Source organism: Arhodomonas aquaeolei DSM 8974, from assembly GCF_000374645.1.
In the GTDB taxonomy this organism is placed as follows: Bacteria; Pseudomonadota; Gammaproteobacteria; order Nitrococcales; family Nitrococcaceae; genus Arhodomonas; species Arhodomonas aquaeolei.
Window position 1 is genome coordinate 143795 of record NZ_KB894800.1, and the last position, 22326, is coordinate 166120.

A 22326-nucleotide genomic window follows, 5' to 3' on the forward strand; every position below is an offset into this window, starting at 1 on the left:
CGCTACATGAGACTAATCGCCCCGCAGACCGGCCGCCGGGATCTGCCTGGCCAGTCGCCATGCGGGCCACGCCGCAGCGAGCACGGCGGCGGCCACCGCCAGCGCCACGCCCTGGGCCAGGGCGGCCGGCTGCAGCTCGAGGGCAAGCCCCCAGCCGAATGCACGGCGGTTGATGACCGCCACCAGAAGCCACGCCAGCACCAGGCCCAGGGGCACGGCCCATACCCCCGCCGCGACCCCGAGGAAGCCGCTCTGTGCCAGGACCTGGCCGGCGAGCCCGCGCCGGGTCAGCCCGAGGGCACGGAGCACGGCAAACTCCCGGACACGCTCGAGCTGGAGCGCCATGAGCGCGCCCAGCACGCCGACGAAGGCCACCACGGCCGCCAGTAGCTGGAGCACCCGGGTCACCCGGAAGGTCTGGTCGAATACGGCGAGCGAGCGCCGGCGCACGGTGGCGTTATCCACCAGCGTGGCCCCGGCCGGCAGACGGGCGCGCACCCGGGCGGCGAGGGCGTCGACGTCCGTGCCCGGCGCGGCGACCACGCCGATCCCGTCGAGCAGGGCCGCGCCCCAGAAGCGCCGGAACAGGCCCAGCCGCATGAGCACCGTTCCGCGCACATTCGCGTAATCGCGGTAGACCCCGGCCACCTTCACCGTCTCCGGGCCGTCGGGTGTCGGCAGGGTCAGCGCGTCGCCGGGGCCCAGCCCCTGACGGGCCGCGAGGGGCTCGCTGAGCAGCACCGCACGGTCCTCGCTGAATGCCCGCCAGGCCTCCGGGCCGCCGCGCACCATCGGATAGGCACGGCGGTCCGCCGCCGTGATGCTCACCCCGCGGACGGTGAGCTCGCCGTCCGCGACCGCGAGCCGTCGCCGCGCCCCCCGCGTGACCCGGGCGACCCCGGGCATGGCCGCGACGCGCTCCGCGAGCCCCGCCGGCACACCGGCATCGGCATCGATGTAGAGCTCCGAGCGCAGGCTGGCATCCAGCCAGTCGACCACGCTGGCGCGGAAGCTGCCGATCATGGTGGCGACACCGATGACCGTGGCCACGGCCACGGACAGCGCCGCCACCGCCACACCGGTACGGCTCAACGAGGCGGACGCACCACGCACGGCGAGTCGCCAGCCGAGCGGCCCTGCAGCGCCCCCGACGCGGGCCGCCAGGCGGACCCACGCCGGCGCGAGCAGTGCCGATCCCAGGATCACCGCGAACAGGCCGGCGAAGCCGCCGATCAGACCGGACGTCCGCAGGATGACCACCGCCCCGGCCGATCCGGCGAGGACGCCGACCGCCGCCATGCGGCCCGCGCTGCGCCAGGCACGCGTCTCCAGATGGGCCCGGGCCAGCCCCGCCCGCGGTGTGACGCCGGCGGCCTCCAGCGCGGCGGGGAGCGCCGCGGCCAGCGGGCCGGCAAGCCCGAGCAGCGCGCCAGCAACCAGCGCCGTCGGCTGCCAGGGGTTCACCGTGGGGATGCTGAGATAGAGCCGGTCCACGGTGGTGGCGACGAGGCCGCTGAGCCCCACCCCCAGGCCCGCACCGAGGGGCAGGCCCAGCAGCGTGCCCGCCGCGGCCAGGCGCGCGGCGTCCGCCAGCACCTGGACCACGACCTGGCCCCGCGTGGCTCCCACCGCGCGCAGTGTCGCCAGCATCCCGCGCCGGCGCACGACCAGGAAACTCATGGTGTTGAGCACCAGGAACAGCCCGACCGCCAGGGCGAGCAGCGACATGGCCCGGAGATTGACGTGAAAGGCGCGGGTCATTCCGGCCAGACCGGCCCGGCGCTGCCCTGCCGGGAACAGCCGGACGCCGGGCGGCAGCGCCCCGCGAACCCGTGCCGCGGTCGCCGCGTCGGCGATGAGATCGATGCGTGACAGACGTCCCACCCGGTCCAGCAGCTCCTGGGCGGCGGCGATGTCCGTGAGGATGACGCCGTCCAGGCGCCCTCCCACCGTGGCCAGCACTCGTTCGACGCGTACCCGGTGCCTGCCCCCCGCCGCGTCCAGCCACAGCACGTCCCCCCGGGCCACACCGAGCGCCCGTGCCGTGGCCGTGGTCACGGCAATCCGGTCACCGTGGACAAGCATGGGGGCCAGCGGCGCGTCCGCCTCCGCGCCGACGCCGGTCCGGAACGGCCCGGCCACCAGGGGGTCGATGCCGAGCAGGCGGTAGCGCCGCCCGGCCACGGTGACATCACCGCTCACGACCGGCATCGCCCGCGCCACGCCCACGCGGACCCGCAGCCGCCGGTACACGGACTCCGGCAGGTCGTCCCCCGCCGGGACGACCTGGTGGGTCGCCGCGCCGGCGACCCGGGTGACCGCGTCGTCCAGGGCGTCACGGGCGGCGCGGTTGGCCACGTCCACGGCGACCACCACGGCGACGCCGAGGGCGATCCCCGCCACCGCGATGAGCAGTTGCAAGGGCTCACGCAGCAGTGCCCGGCGCCCGGCGAGGAGCAGCCAGCGCATGCTCAGTCCGCCACCGGCACCAGGCGGCCACCGCGAATGGTCAGCAACCGGTCCGCGAGCCCGGCGACCTCACGGCTGTGGGTGACCATCACCAGCGTCCGCCCCGCCTCCCGGCAGAGCCCGTCCAGCAGCGCGACCACGGCACGGGCGTTGTCGATATCGAGGTTGCCGGTGGGCTCGTCGGCGAGGATGAGCTCCGGCTCGTGGATGAGCGCGCGGGCCACGGCAAGGCGCTGCTGCTCGCCGCCCGAGAGCTGCTCCGGCCAGGCGGTCCCGCGGTCCTCGAGGCCGACGCGGGCCAGCCACGACGCGACGCGGCCGTTGTCCGCCAGGCGGTTGAGCGCCAGCGGCAGGCGCAGGTTCTCTGCGGCGGTCAGGGTGGGGATGAGGTTGAACGACTGGAAGACCACGCCCATGCGTGCCCGGCGCAGGCGGGTCAGCGCCGCGTCGGGCAGCGTGAACAGCGCCCGCCCGTCGAAACGCACCGATCCTGCCGAGGGACGATCCAGCCCTCCGAGGATATTGAGCAGTGTGGACTTCCCCGAGCCGCTTCGCCCCAGGACGACCACGAACTCGCCCCGCGACACGCGAGCGCTCGCACCGGCGAGGACGACGCGCCCGGCGGCACCGCCGTAGCGCATGTGCAGGTCCTCGAACTCGATCAGCGCCACCGGCGCCTCCTCACGCTACCCCTCCCCGGCCGCCCGGATCAGGCGACGTCGCGCTCGTCGAGCACACGATCCCGGCCCGCCGCCTTGGCGGCATAGAGCGAGCGGTCGGCACGGGAATACAGGCTCGCGAAACTCTCTGCACCGTCTTCGGTACAGGCAAGCCCGATGCTGACGGTGCACCCCACGGGATCCGTCTCGCCCGCCTCGTAGCGCAGCCGCGCGACCGCCGCACGCAGACGCTCGCACAGCTCGCGGGCACCGTCGAGGCGCGTATCCGGCATGAGGATGCAGAACTCCTCACCACCGAGACGGGCCACGACGTCACTCTCGCGCACGAGTTGCGGCAACCGTGCACCGAGGGTGCGCAGCACCCTATCGCCGACGGGGTGGCCGTAACGGTCATTGATGAGCTTGAAGTGATCCAGGTCGATGATCGCCAGGCTGCACGGCAGACGGGAGCGGGCGGCCAGGGCCAGCACGTCGCGGGCCCGGTCCACCATCGCGCGGCGGTTGGCGAGGCCGGTGAGATAGTCCGTGACCGTGCGCTCGGTGAGCGCGCGCTTTTGCTCGCGCAGGAATCGTATCGCGACGATCAGGCCGATGATGAAGGCCAGTACCAGCCCCGCCAGCACCAGCAGTCCGACCTCCAGCCGGTCCATGAAACGCCGTTGGGCGGCGGAGCCCTGGAGCACACGGTCCAGCATCTGGCTGTAAACGTAGGCGATACCGTCCTGAACCGCGTACGCCCGGTCACGCACCACATCGGCGAGCGGGCCGCGCGCCGGATGATCGCCACGCACGACGGCCTCCAGCCGCTCCAGGGCCTGATCGAGATCCGTCATTGGTTCGCGCATACGCTCGATAAACGCCTCACCGAACGACAGCGCCGCCAGCGCGTGACGGGCGGTCTCCTGACGGTTGCGGATAATGGCGATGCGATCGAGCAGGGCCTGACGGTTGGTGGCATCCGGGCGATCCAGGAAATGCGTCACCGCGTGCCCCAGACGCGACTCCTCCTGCTGGGCACGCACGACCTCCGCGGCGAACGCGGTGTAGTCGGCGCCGCTGTCGCGCGAGGCGTTGGAGAAGAATACCGCGGTGAGGCCGACGACCGGCACCGCCGCCGCAAGGAAGAGCGCGATCTCGACCAGCCAGAGCCGGCGGATCGGGCTCATCGAGCGTGGATCTCGACGATGGACCAGATCCAGTCGGCCTGGGAGCGCTCGCCCTCGCGCACGGCGCGAGCCTGCGCCGGCACGAGAAGGCGCAACGGCCCCTTGTCCGAGATGTCCATGGGCGCGCCGTTGAAGCGCGTCGCCAACAGGTACGCGCCGTCATGGATCTCCGACGGGGTGAGGAACACCGTGTAGTCATCCGCCGCAATGAAGCGGATCCGTTGCGCGTCGTCGAGCCCGAAGGCCCGCATGAACGCCGCCAGCTTAACGCCGGTGAACCGGCCGGACATGCCCTCTGCGGTCGTCAGGGTCGTGTCATACAGCGACAGCCGCCCCTCGATATCCGCCAGGGACAGTTCGTGACGGCCATCCGGCGCGATCAGGGTCAGTACCGGCTCGTCATCGCGGGACGGTGTGACACCGCTGGGTTGCACGGTGGCCGCGGCGGCTGCCGTCGACACCATGACGAGCAGCACCGCAACCACAACCGGCAGGCAGCTCCGCACGGACATGCCCTCACCCTCCTCTGGCTCACCACCCCGAAGCACCAGGGCCCAAGCGTAGACAACGCGCCCCGGGGCGGCAATACGGGCGTCTACTCCACGGCCACCGGGATACCGCGGATACGCGCCTGCCACTCCTGCGGACCGCTGCGGTGGACGGACTCCCCGTCCGCGCTCACCGCCACGGTCACCGGCATGTCCTCGACCTCGAACTCGTGGATCGCCTCCATGCCGAGGTCCTCGAAGGCCACCACCCGGGCGCTGCGAATCGCGCGGGAGACGAGGTAGGCGGCACCGCCGACGGCGATGAGATACACCGCACCGTGCCTGTGGATCGCCTCCACCGCCTCGGGCCCGCGCTCCGCCTTGCCGATCATCCCGGCCAGGCCGGTCTCGCCGAGCATCATCTCGGTGAACTTGTCCATGCGCGTCGCCGTGGTCGGACCGGCGGGGCCGACGACCTCGTCGTCCACCGGGTCCACCGGGCCGACGTAGTAGATGAAGCGGCCGCGGAAATCCACCGGCAGCTTCTCGCCCCGGGCGAGCATGTCCTGGATGCGCTTGTGGGCGGCGTCACGGCCGGTGAGCACGGTGCCCGAGACCAGCAGGGTCTCACCGGGCTTCCAGCTCCGGGTCTCCTCCGGCGTGACCGTATCCAGGTTGACCCGGCGGACGTCGCCGGCGTCGCCCCAGGTCACCTCCGGCCAGTCCTCGAGCTTCGGCACCGGCAGCGCCGCGACCCCGGAGCCGTCCAGATCGAAGTGCACGTGCCGGGTCGCCGCGCAGTTGGGGATGATCGCCACCGGCTTGTTCGCGGCATGGGTCGGATAGTCGCGGATCTTGACGTCGAGCACGGTGGTCAGCCCGCCCAGCCCCTGGGCACCGATACCGAGCTCGTTGACCTTCTCGAAGAGCTCGAGACGCAGCGCCTCGGCGGTGTTCTGCGCGCCGCGGGCCTGGAGCTCATGGATGTCGATGGGCTCCATGCAGGCCTCCTTGGCAAGGCGCATGGCCTTGTCCGCGGTGCCGCCGATGCCGATGCCGAGGATCCCCGGCGGACACCAGCCGGCACCCATCTTCGGCACCTGCTCCAGCACCCAGTCGACGATGCTGTCCGACGGGTTGAGCATGGCGAACTTCGATTTCGCCTCGGAGCCACCGCCCTTGGCGGCCACCTCCACCTCGACGCGGTCGCCGGGCACCAGGTCCGTGTAGATCACCGCCGGGGTGTTGTCGCGGGTGTTGCTGCGTTTGCCCGCCGGGTCGGCGAGGATGGAGGCGCGCAGCTTGTTGTCGGGGTGGTTGTAGGCCCGGCGCACGCCCTCGTTGACCATGTCCTCGACGCTCATCTGCGCCTCCCAGCGCACGTCCATGCCGACTTTCAGGAAGACGGTGACGATGCCCGTGTCCTGGCAGATCGGACGGTGGCCCTCCGCGCACATGCGCGAGTTGACCAGGATCTGCGCCATGGCGTCGCGCGCGGCGGGGTTTTCCTCGCGCTGGTACGCCTCGTGGACCGCGTCGATGAAGTCCTTCGGATGATAGTAGGAGATGTACTGGAGCGCGTCGGCCACGCTCTGGATGAGGTCGTCCTGCTTGATGGTGGTCGTCATCGGCTACGCTCTCCGGCGTTGCGGGTGCGGGGTCCAAGCGGCCGCGGCGGCGGCCCGGGATTCGGCGCCTTGTTATACCACACCGCACCCGCCCGCCGCCCGTCCCGGGCGTGACGGGAATCCGCCCCACTCTTGATTCAGATCACGATCCGATGACAGCACGCTCGGCAGACTTGACGCCACGTTCATGCCATTTAATCACCAACAAGGAGCGTGTCATGGAGCGTGCCCAGAAAATCACCGCCCTCGCCGCCGCCGCACTGGCCGCGGGCATGGTCACGACCAGCGCGAGTGCCGCCAGCGCCGGCGACTGGATCGTGCGCGCGGGGCCGACCCTCGTCGCCCCGAACGACGACAGCAGCGATCCCTCCGGTCCGCTGGAGGGCCTCAACGGCGCGGTGAGCGTGGACAACGACACCCAGCTCGGCCTGACCGTCGGCTACTTCGTCACCAACAACATCGCCGTCGAGCTCCTCGCCGCGACCCCGTTCTCCCACGACATCTCGGGCGAGGACGGCATCGACGGGCTGGACGTCGGCTCCACCAAGCACCTGCCGCCGACCCTGAGCGTGCAGTACCATTTCGACACCGGCACCGCGTTCCGCCCCTACGCGGGCGTCGGCCTGAACTACACCATGTTCTTCGACGAGGACGTGGACAGCGACACCACCGCGGCCACCGGCTATGACGATCTGTCGCTGGACGACTCGTTCGGGCTGGCCGGCCAGGTGGGCTTCGACTACGAGCTCGGCAACAACTGGCTGCTGAACGCGGACATCCGCTACATCGACATCGACACCGAGGCGACCCTCTCCGGCGGCCCCAACCCGAAGAGCACCATCGACGTCGACATCGACCCCTGGGTCTACACCATCGCGGTGGGCTACCGCTTCTAGGCGGCAGCGACCCGGCGGGCGTGGCGATGCCGCGCCCGTCACGCTATCCTCGCCGTGGGTTTCACCCGCGGCGAGGATGTCATGTCCACTCCCTCCTCACCCGACAGCGGCCCGCGCGTCGAGCGCACCCCGGCCGGTGACGACCGTCCCCGCCTGACCTGCCCGGACTGCGGCTACATCGCCTACGAGAACCCGCGCATCGTCGTTGGCAGCGTGCCCCGACTCGGCGCGCGTTTCCTGCTCTGCCGCCGTGCCATCCCGCCGCGTGTCGGCTACTGGACACTGCCCGCCGGCTACCTGGAGCTGCACGAGAGCACCGAGGACGGCGCCCGCCGCGAGGCCATGGAGGAGGCGAACGCCGCGCTAGCACTCGACGGGCTGCTCGCGGTCTACAACCTCGTGCATATCAACCAGGTACAGATGATCTACCGCGCACGGCTGCTCGACCCCGCCGTCGCCGCCGGCCCCGAGTCCCAGGCCGTCGGCCTGTTCGTCTGGAGCGAGATCCCCTGGCAGGCGCTGGCCTTCCCGTCGGTGCGCTGGGCGCTCGAGCACGAGCGTGCCGCCGCCCGGACCCCGGTATGGCTGCCCGCCGGCAATCCGGAACCGCCGGGCGGGCACGGCGGACCGCACGACGCCGGCTGAGCCGGTAGGCCGGCACACACCCGGGCAGCACGGACCGTTCAGGTCCGGGACGCTGCCGGGCGCGGCATGGCGCGCCTGCCGCAGGGTGGCGTTACCTGTAACCGGCTTAGTAAGCTAAGCGGCAGATGACTTGGTACAGGGCAATGGAATGGCGGACGTGGACAGCCTCGACCCGGTGCTCCTCCAGCGACTGCTGGACGCCTCGAACGACGGCATTGTCGTTGCCGAGCAGGAGGGGGACGATCACATCCTCATCTACGTGAACGAGGCATTCGAGCGGCTGACAGGCTATCACCGCGACGAGATCCTGTTCCGGGACTGCCGCTTCCTCCAGAACGAGGACCGGGACCAGCCCGGACTGGCGACACTGCGCACCGCAATGGCGGCGGACAGGCCCTGCCGCGTCGTGCTGCGCAACTACCGCAAGGACGGCTCGCTGTTCTACAACGAGCTCTCCATCACTCCGGTGTTCAACGACGAAGACCGGCTTACCTACTTCATCGGCATCCAGAAGGACGTCACGGCACAGGTCGAGGCCGAGCGCGAGGTCGAGCGCCTGCGCCGCGAGCTCGAGCGGCGGGCGTCCTGACCCGGCGGATACGGAGCAGCCCCATGAGCGAGATGGACGACACGGCCCTGGCAACCCTTGGCGGCGGCTGTTTCTGGTGCCTGGAGGCCGTGTTCCAGGAGCTGCCCGGGGTCCGGTCGGTAACCCCCGGCTACGCCGGCGGCCACGCCGAAGCCCCCACCTACGAGGCGGTGTGCCGGGGCGACACCGGCCACGCGGAAGTGGTTCAGATCGCCTACGACCCCTCGGCGGTGGGCTATCGGGAGCTGCTGGGCGTGTTCTTCTCCGTCCACGACCCGACCACGCCCAATCGCCAGGGCCACGATGTCGGCCCGCAGTACCGCTCCGTCATCCTCTACCACGACGACGAGCAGAAGGCCGACGCCGGGGCCGCGATCGCCGAGCTGGAACGCGAGGGGGTATTCGCCGACCCGGTCGTTACCGAAGTGGTGCCACTGTCCCGCTTCCACCCGGCGGAGGACTACCACCAGAACTACTTCCGCAACCATCCGGAGCAGGGCTACTGCCAGGTGGTCATCGCCCCCAAGCTGGCGGCGTTTCGCCGGCGCTTCAGCGAACGCCTCGGGCGCTGACGCTGGCGTAGCGCTGGCTCAGCACCAGCCCGGCAAGCGCGACCACGGCGATCACCGCGACGGTCGGGGTCCAGCCCCAGCGTTCATAAACCAGGCCGGGCAGATACGAGCCCAGCACGCCGCCGAGGTAATACGAGGAGACGTAGAGCCCGTTGATCATGCCCCGGTGCGGGCTCTGCGAGCGGTTGACCTCGGCGGAGGCGATGGAGTGGACCAGGAACATCCCGCCGCAGAAGACGAACACCACCGCGAAGACGGCCCACAGGTTCGGGATCAGCGTGCCGGCCAGGGCGACGCAGTAGATCACGTAACCCAGCACGACCGCCCGCGCCCGCCCGCCCAGGCGGCGGATTACCCGGGGCGCACCCAGCGCCGAGACGATGCCCATGAGATAGCCCGCGTACAGCAGGCTGATCTGCAGCTCCGTGGCCGCCGGCGCCAGCGCCTTCACCCGGAACGGCAGGTAGTTGAGCAGGCCGACGAACACGAAGAACAGGCAGAAGATCGCGGTGAAGAGATAGCCGTTGCCACCCTCGCACCAGAGTGACCGGACGCCCGCCCAGCTCGGCGCCGGGCGCGGCTCCATGGCCCGCTGCGGCGCGCGGGACCACCACACCGCGCTGGCGATCAGTCCGAGCCCGAGGGCGAGGAAGAATACGTGCCAGTCCCACCACGTCGCGGCCGAGCCGGCCAGCAGCCGCCCCCCGAAGCCGCCCACGATGGTCACGGCCACGTACACCGACATGACCCGCTGCAGCCGCTCCGGGCTCGCCCGTCCGGCGATCGCCGTCATCAGCGCCGTCATCACGGCGGGTAACAGCAGCCCCTGGGCGAGACGGGCGGCGAGCATGACCGGGTACCGGGGCACCGCCATGAACACCAGCGCCGCCACGCCCAGCCCGGCCGTCCCGACACAGAGCACCCGCGTGGTCTGCCAGCGCCCGAGCAGTGCCCCGTAGGCGAGTGGCGCAACGCCCAGCGGCAACAGGGTTGCCGTCATCAGCAGGGCGATCTGGGACTCGCTCACGGCAAGGCTGTCGGCCAGCCGTGGCAACAGGGGCTGGGGGGCATAGAGGGAGAAATAGGCCAGCAGGGCGGTGATCACGGCCCGAATGGACAACTTGCGCCTCCGTGCAGCAACGGCGGCGCGCCGGCGCCACCACGAGGGATCAGCGGACTACCGGGAGATGCCGCGGCGGAGCGTGCAGGCGGCCGCACCTCGCCCGCGCCGGGCGGCCACGCCCCGGCCCCGCGGCAGATATGCCGCGATCATTCGCATGATAACAAATGCTGCGCCGCAGCGGAGACCGCGGCGCCGGGCAGGACGGGCTCAGTGCTCGTTGCCGGGGGGCTGATCCTCCTGGACCAGGACCCACGGCGGCACCACCACCGCCCAGAGCTCGGCGTCGACCGCCGCCCAGGCGCGCGCCTCGTCGTCGCTGGTGCGTGCAACACGGCCCTCTTCCAGCCACGCGGAAACATGGGCGGTGTCGTCCTCGACGAACCGCCGGGCCACCTCGACCAGGTCCAGGTCACGGGCCACGGTCACGGTGGCGCCACGGGCGAAGTGGCGTTCGAGCTCCGACCAGCGGATGCGGGCCGTCTCGGCGTTCAGACGCTCATGCAGCGAGGGTTCGGCGGTCATGGCGCACTCCTTCTCCAGCGGGGCCGGACATGTTACTAGCCCCGCCGCGGGTGGCGCACGACCAGCACGGAGCAGTGGGCCCGCTCCACCACCCGCGCGGCCACGGACCCCAGGAACACCCGCTCGGCACCGGTCTCGTCGTGGCTCGGCATAACGACGAGATCGGCACCGACATGCCTGATCTCGTCGAGGATACACCGGTGCGGCGGCCCCTCGGCGATATCGACCGTGCACGGGATTTCCGCGGGGATATGACGACCCGCCCAGTCCGTCAGGCGCCCGCGCAGGTCGTCGCGGGCACGCTGGAGGCTGTCCGCCGGGAAATAGGTGGACACCCAGGGCAGGCCGACGCCCGGGAAGACGCTCAGCACGTGGATCGCCGCACCATGGGTACGGGCGAGCCCGACAGCCAGGTCGGCCGCCTCGTCCCCCGAGCCCGTGTCGTCCTGAAGATCCACCGGTAGCAGCAGTTTCTTGAACACGTCAGTGCCCTCCGCGATGAGGCATTACGGTGCACCGGCTCACGCCGGCTGCTCCCCGGTGGACCCGGCGGGCTCGGGTTCGAGCGGCCGGCGCCGTCGCTGCAGCCAGGCGACGAGCCCGAGCAGGACGAGTGCGGGGATATACGTGAGCTCCTTGGGCGGGCGCTCATTGTCCACCTGCACCGACACGATCCGGTAGCCGAAGTCGAGGCCCGCCTTCTTCGCCGCGCTGCCAAAGCGCACGCGCTGGACCTGGAGTGCGCCGTCGCCGGCCTGCTGCAGGGTCAGCCCCGCCTCGCGCAGTCGGGCGGCACCGCTGTCGGCCTTGTCCCCGAGGGGCAGGAGGATGGTCTTGTCCACCTGCTTGCCCTCGATGGTCATGCCCCGCACCCGGATCGGGACCTGGCCGCCGGCGGGCTGGCGCGCGGCGACCGCCTCGAGCTGGGTCGGCTCCGCCTGGCGGTAGGGCGGGTAGATATCGTCCCACCAGAAACCGGGGCGGAAGAGCGTGAACGCGATCAGCAGCAGCGCCACCGTCTCGTACCAGCGGCTGCGCACCAGCCAGAAGCCCTGCGTCGCCGCAGCGAACAGCAGCATGGCGCCGACCGCGGAGGCGATGGTCACGATCAGATCGAACGGCCCGGTCAGCCCCATCAGCAAGAGCTGGGTGTTGAAGATGAACATGAACGGCAGGATCGCCGTGCGGATATCGTAAGTGAAACCCTGAACGCCGGTGCGTATCGGGTCGGCGCCGGATATCGCCGAGGCGGCGAAGGCGGCCAGGCCCACCGGCGGCGTGTCGTCGGCGAGGATGCCGAAGTAGAACACGAACAGGTGCACCGCGATCAGCGGCACCACCAGTCCCTGCTGCGCCGCCAGCTCCACCACCACCGGCGCCATCAGCGTGGAAACGACGATGTAATTGGCCGTGGTCGGCAGGCCCATACCGAGGAGCAGGCTGATGATGGCGGTGAACAGCAGCATCAGGATCAGGCTGCCGCCGGAGATGAACTCCACGAACTCGGTCATCACCAGGCCGATGCCGGTGAGCGTCACCGTCCCCACGACGATGCCGGCGGTGGCCGTGGCCACGCCGATGCCGATCATGTTGCGCGCGCCCTCGACCATGCCGTAGACGAGCTCACGGCCGCCTCGCACCACCTCGCCGCCGATCGCGCCACGACCCCGGAACGCCGAAAGCAGCGGCCGGTGGGTCACCGCGATGATGATCAGGAACATCACCGCCCAGAACGCCGACAGCCCGGGCGAGAAGCGCTCCACCATCAGGCACCAGACCAGCACCACCACCGGCAGCAGGAAGTACAGGCCCGCGCGCACCGTCGGCCCGGCCTCGGGGACACGGATGTTGCCGGTCTCCGGGTCCATCTCGAACTCGGAGGTGAGCTCCGGCTGACGCGCCGCGAGCCACACCAGCGCCACGTACACCAGGGCGACGAGCGCGGCGATGATCTCGAGCGACGCCGCCGGGAAGGCCGTCTTGATCCAGCCCACGCCGTAGTAGACGCCGAGGCTCAGCGCGCAGATCACGAACAGGATCCCTGCCGTGGTCGCCAGGCGCATGTACAGCGGCCCGCGGTTGCGCGTATGCATCGGCTTCATGCCGGCCTTCACCGCCTCCAGGTGGACCATGTAGATCAACCCGATATAGCTGATCAGCGCCGGCAGGATCGCGTGCTTGACGACCTCGATATACGGGATGCCGACGTACTCGACCATCAGGAACGCCGCCGCGCCCATCACCGGGGGCGTGAGCTGGCCGTTGGTGGACGCGGCCACCTCCACGGCACCGGCCTTGGTGCCGGGGAAACCGACCTTCTTCATCAGCGGGATGGTGAAGGTACCGGTGGTCACGACGTTGGCGATCGAGGAGCCGGAGATCACGCCGGAGAGCCCGGAGGCGACTACGGCGGCCTTGGCCGGTCCACCGCGCATGTGGCCGAGCAGCGCGAAGGCGACCTTGATGAAGTATGCGCCGGCGCCGGCCTGCTCCAGCAGGGCACCGAAGAGCACGAACAGGAACACGAAGCTCGTCGACACCCCGAGGGCGACGCCAAACACGCCCTCGGTCGTGAGCCAGTACTGCCCCATCGCCCGCTGCAGGCTCGCCCCGTCGTGGCTGATCACGTCGGGCATATAGGGGCCGGCGAACGTATAGGTGAGGAAGACCAGCGCGACCACCATCAACGGCGGCCCGAGCGAGCGCCGGGTGGCCTCGAGCAGCAGCACCATGCCGGTGACCGCTACGGCCACGTCGTACCAGGTATACAGACCCGGGCGCTGGGAGAGCTGCTGGTAGAAGAGGAACAGGTAGGCCGCGGTGAAGGCCGCGACCACCGCCAGTATCCAGTCCAGTGCGGGAATCCGGTCCCGCGGCGAGCCTTTCAGGGCGGGAAAGGCCAGAAAGGCCAGGAACATTGCGAAGGCCAGGTGGATCGCCCGCGCCTCCGTGGAATTGAACACCGCGAAGTCGAGCATGAACGGCAGCGGCGAGGCATACCAGATCTGGAACAGCGACCAGAGCAGCGGCACGGCGAAGAGCAGCTTCGCCGGGAAGCCGCCAGGATGCCGCCCGCCGGTCTCCGTGGCCAGCACGTCCTCGGTGCCGCCCCCGGCGCCGCCGCTGTTTTCCGTCTGCCCCGTCTCACGCGTATCCGCTGTCATCGACCTGCTCCCCCGGCGGTGGAGCCGCGGGGCACGGGGCCCCGCGGCCGACGGCCCCGATCACTCGATCAGGCCGGCCTCCTTGTAGTACTTCTCCGCACCGGCGTGCAGCGGCGCGCTCAGAGAGGCGTTCGCCATCTCCTTCTTCTTGAGCACCTGGAACGCCGGATGCAGCGAGGTGAACTGGTCGAAGTTCTCGAACACGGACTTCACCAGGGTGTAGACCGCCTTCTCCGAGGTGTCCGTGGTGGTGACGAACGTGGCACGCACGCCGAAGGTGGTCACGTCGTCCGGATTACCGCGGTACATCCCGCCCGGGATGGTGGCGAAGGAGTAGTAAGGACGCTCGTCCACCAGCTTCTCGATGGCCGGGTTCTTGACGTTCACCAGACGCGCATCACACGCGGTGGTCGCCTCCTCGATGGAGCCGGAGGGATGACCCACAACGTAGACGAACGCGTCGATGTTGTTGTCACACAGCGCCGAGGCCATCTCGGAGGCCTTCAGCTCGGAGGCCAGCGAGAAGTCGTCCATGCTCCAGCCCATCGCGTCCATGGCGATCTCCATGGTCGCACGCTGGCCGGAACCGGGGTTGCCGACGTTCACGCGCTTGCCCTTGAGGTCCTCGAAGTTGGTGATGCCGGAATCCGCCCGGGCCACCACCGTGAAGGGCTCCGGATGGAGCGAGAACACGGCGCGGAGCTTCTTGAACGGCCCCTGGTCGGAGAACTTGCTGGTGCCGTTATAGGCGTGGTACTGCCAGTCGGACTGGACCACGCCGAAGTCCAGCTCGCCGCTGCGCAGGGCGTTGAGGTTGTAGACCGACCCACCGGTGCTCTCCACCGAGCAGCGGATGCCATGCTCCGAGCGGCCCTTGTTGACCAGCCGGCAGATCGCCCCGCCCGCCGGATAGTAGACACCGGTGACGCCGCCGGTGCCGATGGTGACGAACTCCTCCTGCGCACTTGCACCCAGAGAGACGCCCATGGCCAGGGCTCCGGCCACGACGCCTGTCAGCAGCTTCCTTTTGTGCAACATCGTTTTTTCCTCCGTTGGTTGCTCATGCCGGCAGCCTGTTGGGCCGCCGCGCGTGGTGCCCTGTTGTCACTGTCACGCCCCGGGAGTATGGGCGCCGCCAGGCCACCTCTCCACCACCCCCGACTACAGCTCCACGTCGAGCGCCCCGATCAGGCGCTCGCGCGCCTGGAGCGCGGTGAGCGCGTCGTCCCCGAGCGCGCGTGCGACCAGCGCCAGAAGCCCCTCGATGAGGATCAGCGCCGCCCCCATGCTGTTGCTGAAGAAAAGCCCCGTCGCCGGCGCCACGAACGTGTGCCGTGCCTGCGCGGCGAGCGGCGAGGCATAGCTGTCCGTGATCGCGATCACGCCCGTGCCGCCCTGACGCGCGAGCCCCGCCGCGGTGACCGTCGCGCGGGTATAGGGCGCGAAGCCGATCGCCACGAGCACGTCCCCGTCGCGCATCTGCGCGAGACCGTGGGCGAGCCCGTGCTCCGGGTTGAGCGTGGTGACGTCGGACTTGAGCATGCCCAGCCCGTAGGAGAAGAAGCTCGCGAGCGGATAGGACTGGCGCATACCGAGCACGTGCACCCGCGTGGCGCCGACCAGCGCGGCGACCGCCTCCTCCAGGCCGGCCACGTCCAGGTTATTCAGCATCCCCTGGATATTGCCACGCTCCTCGCGCGCCACCCGGGAGAGCACCTCCAGGGTTTCGTGCTGACGGCCACTGACGTCGCGCAGCCGCGATACCTGGCCGCTGTAGAAGTGCCCGGTCTGCGCGACATGCCGGCGGAAGACCGCCTGGAACTCGGCGAACCCCCGATAGCCCAGGGCCTTGGCGAGGCGCGTCAGTGTCGACGGGTGCACCCCGAACGCCGACGCCAGCTCCGTGATGCTGTAGACCGCCGCCTGGCGCGGTGCGGCCACCATATCGGCGAGCACCGCCGCGGCCCGGCGGCCGAGACGATGCGCTTCTCCGCCCGCCTCGACGTCGGCGAGCACCGCCTGCAGCGCTTCCAGGGTGACCGGCGCGTCGCCGGCCGGGGGGGTGTCCTTCGCGCTCACCGCGCGCCCCCCCTGTCCACCACGGCGCCGCACGCCGGCAACAACCGCCGGGATCGCGGGCCGATAGCCCCCCCGCCCTGTTTGTGCAGCGCTGACGTCATATCGCGAGGATAGCAGTCGCCACATCGCACGCAAGCCAGAATTGCGGCCTTGATATTTTGCCGCAAATCTGGAAAGCCATGTTCACACCAGCAGGCCATAGCCTGCGAGGCCGATGCCGATCAGCGCCATCACCGCATGCAGCCAGACCATGAACAGCGGCGGTGCGGCGCCCTCGAGCCGGAACACGCCGACGAAGCCGCCACCGACCGCGGCGAGGCACAGGGCGAACGCACCGGTGTTGGCGGCGAGGGCCTGACCGCCGCCCCATAGCGCCGCCACGAGGCCCACCACCGCGGAGACCGCGACGACGCCGTGAACCAGCCCCGCCAGCGGCGCCACGCGCCGCCGGCGCAGGTGCCGGCTGAGCATCACCGCCCCCACGAGCGCCGCTGCCACCACGCCCCCCAGCCAGATAGCCGCCGTCATGTCACCTCCCGTCTCTCGCCCGCGCCTTGCCCGTCCGGGCGAATAGCCTACGCCGGCCGCCCTGGGGCGGCCATCCCGGCCGGGTAGTGACCGCAATGGGCGCGGCATGCCCCGGCGGGGTAGACTGGAATTGCCGACCGGGGCACGTAACCCGTGCCCCGGAGGGCGTGTCATCAGGCCGCCCTGCCCACAAGGCGGCGGCGGTGACGGGACTCCGGGCCGAACGCCCGGAACGACACCACAGGAGGAGATCCCCATGAGCGTGTTCGAGCACCGGGAATTCCGCGAACACGAGCGCGTGGTCTTCGGGCATGACCCGGACACCGGGCTGCGCGCCATCATCGCCGTGCACAGCACCCGCCTCGGCCCGAGCCTCGGGGGCTGCCGCATATTCCCCTACCCGGACGACGACGCCGCGCTAACCGACGTGTTGCGCCTCTCGCGCGGCATGACGTACAAGTCGGCGATGGCCGGGTTGCCGCTCGGCGGTGGCAAGGCCGTGGTCATTGCGGACCCTCACAAGGATAAAACGCCGGCGCTCATGCGTGCACTGGGTCGGCTCGTCGAGGACCTGAACGGCCTCTACATCACCGCCGAGGACTCCGGCACCGACGTCGACGACCTGCGTACCATCGCCGGGGTCACCGGCCACGTCGTCGGCATCGCGGACAAGCGCGACGCCGACGGCATCGTGCGTAGCGGCGATCCCTCGCCGGCCACCGCCCGCGGCATATTCGGCGGTATCCGAGCGTCGCTGCGCGCGGCGCTGGGCCGCGACGACCTCGACGGCGTTCGGGTCGCCGTGCAGGGCGTGGGCAACGTCGGTCATCACCTTGCCGCCATGCTCCATAACGCCGGCGCGCGACTCTGGGTCAGCGATATCGACGAGCCCGCGCTCCGCCACGCCGTCACCGCGTACGACGCCGAACCGGTGGACACCGCCGCAATCCACGCCGCGCCCGTCGACGTCTTCGCCCCCTGTGCCATGGGCGCCGTGCTCAATGCCCGGACGATCCCGGAGCTACAGGCCCGCGTGATCGCTGGCTCCGCGAACAACCAGCTCGCCGAGGACACCGACGGCGAACGCCTGCGCGAACGCGACATCCTCTATGCCCCGGATTACGTCATCAACGCCGGCGGCGTGATCGACGTCGCCGACGAATACGCCGGCTACGACGCCCTGCGCGTGCGCCGCCGGGTCGACGCCATCGCCGACACCCTCACCGAGATCTACGAGCGCGCCGCCCGCCAGGGCCTGGCCACCAGCACCGTGGCCGACCATATCGCCGAGGAACGGCTCGCCGCCGCCCGCCCCTAACCCCCTCTCCTGCCGCCGGTGCGGCATCCCAGCCGCACCGGCGGCCGTCACCACCCGGTGAGACAGGCCGTCCGGACGCGTCACCTGTTGCCAGTTCACAACTCAACATTAATTTTTCGTTACGCGTGCAACACACCTGTTGCTACAGCGCATCGTCCCACGTATTGTTGCGACCGATTCTCGTTGCGATTTATGTGACGGGAGTATTACAGCCAACCAACAGACGATGAGGACGCGACAATGAAGAAGGCCATCTCCGCCCTGGCGGTCGCCGCCGCCCTCGGCGCCTCCAGCGCCCACGCCGCCGAATTCCGGATCAACGAGGACACCATGTTCTCCGTGAATGGCTCGCTGGAGTACATGTATCTCACCGAGACCAATGACACCGGAGAGGACGAGTCCGAGTTCGGCGACAACGACTCCACCCTGACCTTCGAGGGTGAGCACGCCTTCGAGAACGGCCTCGAGGGCTTCTTCCAGATCGAGTACAACTTCGAGGCGGACGAGAGCGATAGCGTCGCCGACAACGACGAAGGCATCAACGACGTCGAGTCCGCCTACGCGGGCGTAACCGGCAACTTCGGTACCGTCCAGCTCGGGCGCTGGGACGGCAGCCTCTACGAGGACACCATCCAGGACCCCTGGGACGTCTTCGAGTACGGCGGCGCCACCAACCCGTCCATGACCGACGGCGAGGATTCCGTGGGCTATATCTCGCCGAACTTCAGCGGCTTCAGCTTCGGCGCCATGGTCTCCACCAAGGGCGACGGCGAGAGCCTCGCCGAGCGTAACCAGTCGACCGACTCCGAGACCGCCTATCAGCTCGTCGCCCAGTACGAGACCGGGATCTTCACCGTCGCCGCGGGCTATGACGATCGCGGCCGCGGCACGACCTACAACGGCGCGTTCTCCGACACCGACGCCACCTACGGCGTGATGGGCAGTGTCGACCTCGCGCCGGTGGTGCTCACCGCCCACGCGGAGACCGGCAACGACATCGATGCCACCGCCGCGGACGAGACCCAGACCACCTACGGCCTGCTCGGCACCTTCGACTACGGCATGGGCGAGCTCCGGGCCATGGTCAACCAGGTGGACGAGGACCAGAAGAGCGTCGACGACCGCACCGAGTTCCTGGTCGGCGCGACCTATGACGTCTCCAGCAACCTCTACGTCTGGGCCGAGACGGCCGTGATGGACCAGACCAAGGACGAGGGTGACTACACCGCCGTCGGCGCGTCCTACAGCTTCTGATCCCACGCTGTAGCGGATCGCGTTCAGGACGACGGGGCCTTCGGGCCCCGTCGTCCGCTCACCTTGGCGCTTATTGCCCCTCTCCGGCCGGTGTGCCAATCTCGAATCCACCCGACCCGGTAGCAGGGCAGGTCGCTTGGGGGCACGGGGCAGGTGACGAACGCGCAGACGAGCGAAAAACAATTCAGGGCACTATTCGAGGCCACCCCCCACCCTGTCCTGGTGTACGATCCGGGCACCCTCAGCATCGTGCTCGCCAACAGCGCTGCGGAGACGGCCTACGGCTACCGCACGGACGAACTCTCCCGCCTGACCCTCGACACCATCCACCCGGCGGAACAGCGTGCGGCGCTGCACCGTCACATCGCCCGCAGCCACAGCAAGCGCTATGCCGGGGTATGGACGCACCTCGCCGCCGACGGCACGCGCTTCGACGCCGAGGTCACCGGTAACGACGTCTGGCTCCACGGCCGCCGCCACCGACTCGCACTCGTCCACCCGGTCCACGACCGCCGCGCCGCCGAGCTCGCCGAGCAACGCCGGCTCCAGCGCGCCAACGCCCAGGAACGGGCCCTCTCCGAGCTGGCCAGCGACCCGCTGGTAAGCGACGGCAGCGACCTGCACACCGTTCTCCGCCACATCTGCCGCAGCGCCTGCGAGGCCCTCGAGGTGACGCGGGCGAGCGTATGGCGCATCCGCGAACATCCCCAGGCGCTGGTCTGCGAGGCCCTCCATGACGTCCGCGGCGACCTTCCCCATGCGCTGCCGAAGGTCCCCGGACCGGCGTGCCGCACCTATCTCGACTCCCTGCGGCGCTACCGCAGCATGGACGTTGAGGACGCCCTCGGCGACCACCGCACCCGCGAGCTGACCGCCGATTACCTCGCCCCGGCCGGGGTCGGCGCGCTGCTCGACGCCGGCATCCGCCTGCACGGCCGCCTCCATGGGGTGATCTGCCTCGAGCATGTAGGCGGCCCGAGACGCTGGCACCGCGACGAGGTGCGCTTCGCCGGCCAACTCGCCGACCAGGCCACCAACGCCATTATCCGCTCGGAACGCAACCGCCAGCAGCTACTGCTGCACTTGGTCGCCTCCGAGGTCGCTTCCGGCACCGGCGAAGACTTCTTCCGGCTGCTGGTCACACGGCTCGGCGAGGGCCTCGACGCCACCCTGGTACACATCGCCGAAACCCCCGACGGACGAGACAGCGAGTATGCCGGCATACTCGCCGGATGGCGCCGGGACGGCACCCGCCACGACGGCCACTATCCCCTCGCCGAGACCCCCTGCCGCCTCGCCCTGGACAAGGACACCTGCATAATCTCCCACGGCGTGACGGACGTCTTCCCGGAGGACGGGGTGCTCGCCGAGCTCGGTGCCCAGGGCTACATCGGAATCCGGTTGCGTGACAGCGCCGGCGAACCGGTCGGGCTGCTCACCGCCGTATTCGACCGCGCGCTGGACGCGGGCGACGAGTCCGCCTCGCTGATGCAGATCTTCGCCGCCCGCGCCGCCGCGGAGCTGGAGCGCCTGCGCGGCGAGACCCGCCTGCGGCTCGCCGCGGCGGTACTCGAGAACACCGGCGAGGGGATCCTCATCGCTGACGGCGAGGGCCGGATCGCCGAATCCAACCCGGCGTTCCGCCGGATAACCGCCCACGAGCCGGCCCTGCTGCACGGCAAGGACATCATGGAGGTGCTCACCGCTGGCGACCCGACGGTAGTCAGCGGGATCCGCCGTGCCCTCTTCCGGGCCGGCCACTGGGAGGGGGAGATCCAGTGCCCCCGCGCCGATGACGGCACCTTCCCCGCCTGGGCGAGCTTCTCGCGGCTCGCCGGCACCGAGGCCGACCCGCCGCGGCTGATCGCGATGATCAGTGACATCACCGAGCTCCACGAGAGCCGCGCCGAGCTGCGCTACCTCGCCCACCACGACCCGCTCACGCGGTTGCCCAACCGGGTGTCGCTGCGCGAGGCACTGGACCGCGCCCTCTCGGAGCGCCGGACCTCGGGCACGGGGGTGGCCGTGCTGTTCATCGATCTAGACGGGTTCAAGGACGTCAACGACAGCCTCGGACACAGCGAGGGCGATGCCGTCCTCCAGGTGGTCGCGCGGCGCCTGGCCGAATACGTCCACGGCAACGACCTGCTCGCGCGCGTGGGCGGCGACGAGTTCATGCTGCTCATCGCCCGGCGCGACGCCCGCCAGCGTTCGAGCGAGCTTGCCGGCGCCCTCCTCGAGGCGATGGACGCCCCGTTCGAGGCCGGCGGGCGCCCGATCTATCTCACCGCGAGCGTGGGCATCGCGCTGGCGCCGGAGCACGGCGAGGACGCCGAATCACTGATCCTGGCCGCGGACGCCGCGATGTCCCTGGCGAAGAACGAGGGACGAAACACCGCGCGCACCTTCCAGGCGGAGCTCAGCCACCAGGCGTATCACCGCATCGTCACCGCCGGTGCCCTGCGCTCGGCGATCGACGAGGAAGAGCTCTTCCTCGCCTATCAGCCGGTCCTCGCGCTCGACGACGGCGAACACTACGCCTGCGAGGCGCTGGTGCGCTGGCGCCATGACGACGGCAGCGTCGTGCCCCCCGGCGATTTCATCCCCGTCGCCGAACAGTCCGGGCTGATCGTGCCCCTCAGCCGCTGGGTGTTCCGCCAGGCCTGCCGCCAGATGCGCGAGTGGACGGACGCGGGACACGCACCCGGCCGGGTCGCGGTCAACGTCTCGCCCGCCCACCTGCGCGCCGGCGACCTCATCGGCGACCTCCGCGTCGCGCTCGCGCAGGCCCGCGTGGCCCCCGACCGCCTGATCATCGAGGTCACCGAGAGCACGATCATGCAGGCGCCGGAGACGGTCTCGCGCACGCTGGAGACGTTGCGGGCGATGGGTGTGGAGATCGCGGTGGACGACTTCGGCACCGGCTATTCCTCGCTCGCCTATCTCAAGCGCCTGCCGCTGTCGATCCTCAAGCTGGACAAATCCTTCACCCAGGATCTGCCCGACGATCTGGATAACGCCGCCATCGCCCGGGCCATACTGGCGATGGCCGCCTCCCTCGGCCTCCGCGTCGTGGCCGAGGGCATCGAGACCGAGGCCCAGCTCGCCTTCCTGCGCGCCGAGGGCTGCGAGCTCGGCCAGGGCTTCCTGTTCGCCCGGCCGGCCGAGCCGGCGACAGTGGCATAGCACTTCCTGCTATTCCCAT

19 protein-coding genes are annotated in these 22326 nt (G+C 70.1%); 7 read left to right on the top strand and 12 right to left on the bottom strand.

The features are described 5' to 3' along the window. Positions 1-12: 12 nt before the first annotated feature. The 5 genes from C516_RS0100530 to C516_RS0100550 all read right to left on the bottom strand — a co-directional run bounded on the left by C516_RS0100530 (position 13) and on the right by C516_RS0100550 (position 6431). On the bottom strand, positions 13-2469 hold the full coding sequence (locus tag C516_RS0100530; protein ID WP_018716391.1) for an ABC transporter permease: 2457 nt from the start codon (positions 2467-2469) through the stop codon (positions 13-15). Positions 2470-2471: 2 nt separating this feature from the next. Further along, complete coding sequence (locus C516_RS0100535) at positions 2472-3140, bottom strand: ABC transporter ATP-binding protein (RefSeq protein WP_018716392.1); 669 nt, start codon at positions 3138-3140, stop codon at positions 2472-2474. A 38-nt stretch (positions 3141-3178) separates the two neighbouring features. Next, on the bottom strand, positions 3179-4315 hold the full coding sequence (locus C516_RS20245; protein WP_018716393.1) for a GGDEF domain-containing protein: 1137 nt from the start codon (positions 4313-4315) through the stop codon (positions 3179-3181). Then, entirely contained in the window at positions 4312-4827 is a 516-nt protein-coding gene (locus C516_RS0100545) for a molybdopterin-dependent oxidoreductase (protein ID WP_018716394.1), read from the bottom strand. The genes C516_RS20245 and C516_RS0100545 overlap by 4 nt, the downstream gene beginning before the upstream one ends. An 83-nt stretch (positions 4828-4910) precedes the next feature. Further along, the gene (locus C516_RS0100550) at positions 4911-6431 is read right to left on the bottom strand and encodes a fumarate hydratase (protein ID WP_018716395.1); all 1521 of its coding nucleotides are present in this window, start codon (positions 6429-6431) and stop codon (positions 4911-4913) included. 218 nt (positions 6432-6649) lie between these two features. Between C516_RS0100550 and C516_RS0100555 the strand changes: the two genes are divergently transcribed. The 4 genes from C516_RS0100555 to msrA all read left to right on the top strand — a co-directional run bounded on the left by C516_RS0100555 (position 6650) and on the right by msrA (position 9133). Next, complete coding sequence (locus tag C516_RS0100555; protein WP_018716396.1) at positions 6650-7327, top strand: OmpW/AlkL family protein; 678 nt, start codon at positions 6650-6652, stop codon at positions 7325-7327. An 81-nt stretch (positions 7328-7408) separates the two neighbouring features. Continuing rightward, the gene (locus C516_RS0100560; RefSeq protein ID WP_040409074.1) at positions 7409-7972 is read left to right on the top strand and encodes an NUDIX hydrolase; all 564 of its coding nucleotides are present in this window, start codon (positions 7409-7411) and stop codon (positions 7970-7972) included. A gap of 148 nt (positions 7973-8120) precedes the next feature. After that, positions 8121-8561 (top strand): PAS sensor domain-containing protein, encoded by a 441-nt coding sequence (locus C516_RS0100565; protein ID WP_018716398.1) that lies wholly within the window; start codon positions 8121-8123, stop codon positions 8559-8561. Positions 8562-8584: 23 nt separating this feature from the next. Next, a complete protein-coding gene (gene msrA, locus C516_RS0100570) occupies positions 8585-9133 on the top strand; it encodes a peptide-methionine (S)-S-oxide reductase MsrA (protein WP_018716399.1) in 549 nt (182 codons plus the stop codon). Here msrA and C516_RS0100575 read toward each other — a convergent pair. The 7 genes from C516_RS0100575 to C516_RS0100605 form a co-directional block, all read right to left on the bottom strand. Beyond that, positions 9111-10253, bottom strand: coding sequence for an MFS transporter (locus tag C516_RS0100575; protein ID WP_018716400.1), 1143 nt, complete (start codon positions 10251-10253; stop codon positions 9111-9113). The genes msrA and C516_RS0100575 overlap by 23 nt on opposite strands. Positions 10254-10463: 210 nt before the next feature. Further along, positions 10464-10778, bottom strand: coding sequence for a DUF2288 domain-containing protein (locus C516_RS0100580; protein WP_018716401.1), 315 nt, complete (start codon positions 10776-10778; stop codon positions 10464-10466). A 35-nt stretch (positions 10779-10813) separates the two neighbouring features. Next, positions 10814-11260, bottom strand: coding sequence for a universal stress protein (locus C516_RS0100585; protein WP_018716402.1), 447 nt, complete (start codon positions 11258-11260; stop codon positions 10814-10816). Between the two features lie 39 nt (positions 11261-11299). Then, the gene (locus C516_RS0100590; protein WP_018716403.1) at positions 11300-13942 is read right to left on the bottom strand and encodes a TRAP transporter permease; all 2643 of its coding nucleotides are present in this window, start codon (positions 13940-13942) and stop codon (positions 11300-11302) included. 60 nt (positions 13943-14002) lie between these two features. After that, positions 14003-14980: a TAXI family TRAP transporter solute-binding subunit gene (locus C516_RS0100595; protein WP_026320838.1), complete on the bottom strand. Its 978-nt coding sequence runs from the start codon at positions 14978-14980 to the stop codon at positions 14003-14005. Between the two features lie 123 nt (positions 14981-15103). After that, positions 15104-16021 carry a MurR/RpiR family transcriptional regulator gene (locus C516_RS0100600; protein WP_018716405.1) on the bottom strand — a complete coding sequence of 306 codons (918 nt, stop codon included), beginning with the start codon at positions 16019-16021 and terminating at the stop codon, positions 15104-15106. 183 nt (positions 16022-16204) lie between these two features. After that, positions 16205-16549 carry a hypothetical protein gene (locus C516_RS0100605; protein WP_018716406.1) on the bottom strand — a complete coding sequence of 115 codons (345 nt, stop codon included), beginning with the start codon at positions 16547-16549 and terminating at the stop codon, positions 16205-16207. A gap of 256 nt (positions 16550-16805) precedes the next feature. Here C516_RS0100605 and C516_RS0100610 point away from each other — a divergent pair, with 256 nt between their 5' ends. From C516_RS0100610 to C516_RS20250, 3 genes are all read left to right on the top strand, one after another. Continuing rightward, positions 16806-17867 (top strand): Glu/Leu/Phe/Val family dehydrogenase, encoded by a 1062-nt coding sequence (locus tag C516_RS0100610; protein ID WP_018716407.1) that lies wholly within the window; start codon positions 16806-16808, stop codon positions 17865-17867. A 240-nt stretch (positions 17868-18107) separates the two neighbouring features. Further along, positions 18108-19121 (top strand): porin, encoded by a 1014-nt coding sequence (locus tag C516_RS0100615; protein ID WP_018716408.1) that lies wholly within the window; start codon positions 18108-18110, stop codon positions 19119-19121. Between the two features lie 153 nt (positions 19122-19274). After that, positions 19275-22307 carry a bifunctional diguanylate cyclase/phosphodiesterase gene (locus C516_RS20250; protein WP_084594015.1) on the top strand — a complete coding sequence of 1011 codons (3033 nt, stop codon included), beginning with the start codon at positions 19275-19277 and terminating at the stop codon, positions 22305-22307. Positions 22308-22326 lie beyond the last annotated feature (19 nt).

What these genes read in the sequence shown, in the direction of transcription:
- C516_RS0100530 (WP_018716391.1), bottom strand. Translation starts at nt 2,469, where the DNA reads ATGCGCTGGCTGCTCCTCGCCGGGCGCCGGGCACTGCTGCGTGAGCCC.
- C516_RS20245 (WP_018716393.1), bottom strand. Translation starts at nt 4,315, where the DNA reads ATGAGCCCGATCCGCCGGCTCTGGCTGGTCGAGATCGCGCTCTTCCTT.
- C516_RS0100545 (WP_018716394.1), bottom strand. Translation starts at nt 4,827, where the DNA reads ATGTCCGTGCGGAGCTGCCTGCCGGTTGTGGTTGCGGTGCTGCTCGTC.
- C516_RS0100550 (WP_018716395.1), bottom strand. Translation starts at nt 6,431, where the DNA reads ATGACGACCACCATCAAGCAGGACGACCTCATCCAGAGCGTGGCCGAC.
- C516_RS0100555 (WP_018716396.1), top strand. Translation starts at nt 6,650, where the DNA reads ATGGAGCGTGCCCAGAAAATCACCGCCCTCGCCGCCGCCGCACTGGCC.
- C516_RS0100560 (WP_040409074.1), top strand. Translation starts at nt 7,409, where the DNA reads ATGTCCACTCCCTCCTCACCCGACAGCGGCCCGCGCGTCGAGCGCACC.
- C516_RS0100565 (WP_018716398.1), top strand. Translation starts at nt 8,121, where the DNA reads ATGGCGGACGTGGACAGCCTCGACCCGGTGCTCCTCCAGCGACTGCTG.
- msrA (WP_018716399.1), top strand. Translation starts at nt 8,585, where the DNA reads ATGAGCGAGATGGACGACACGGCCCTGGCAACCCTTGGCGGCGGCTGT.
- C516_RS0100580 (WP_018716401.1), bottom strand. Translation starts at nt 10,778, where the DNA reads ATGACCGCCGAACCCTCGCTGCATGAGCGTCTGAACGCCGAGACGGCC.
- C516_RS0100590 (WP_018716403.1), bottom strand. Translation starts at nt 13,942, where the DNA reads ATGACAGCGGATACGCGTGAGACGGGGCAGACGGAAAACAGCGGCGGC.
- C516_RS0100595 (WP_026320838.1), bottom strand. Translation starts at nt 14,980, where the DNA reads ATGTTGCACAAAAGGAAGCTGCTGACAGGCGTCGTGGCCGGAGCCCTG.
- C516_RS0100605 (WP_018716406.1), bottom strand. Translation starts at nt 16,549, where the DNA reads ATGACGGCGGCTATCTGGCTGGGGGGCGTGGTGGCAGCGGCGCTCGTG.
- C516_RS0100610 (WP_018716407.1), top strand. Translation starts at nt 16,806, where the DNA reads ATGAGCGTGTTCGAGCACCGGGAATTCCGCGAACACGAGCGCGTGGTC.
- C516_RS0100615 (WP_018716408.1), top strand. Translation starts at nt 18,108, where the DNA reads ATGAAGAAGGCCATCTCCGCCCTGGCGGTCGCCGCCGCCCTCGGCGCC.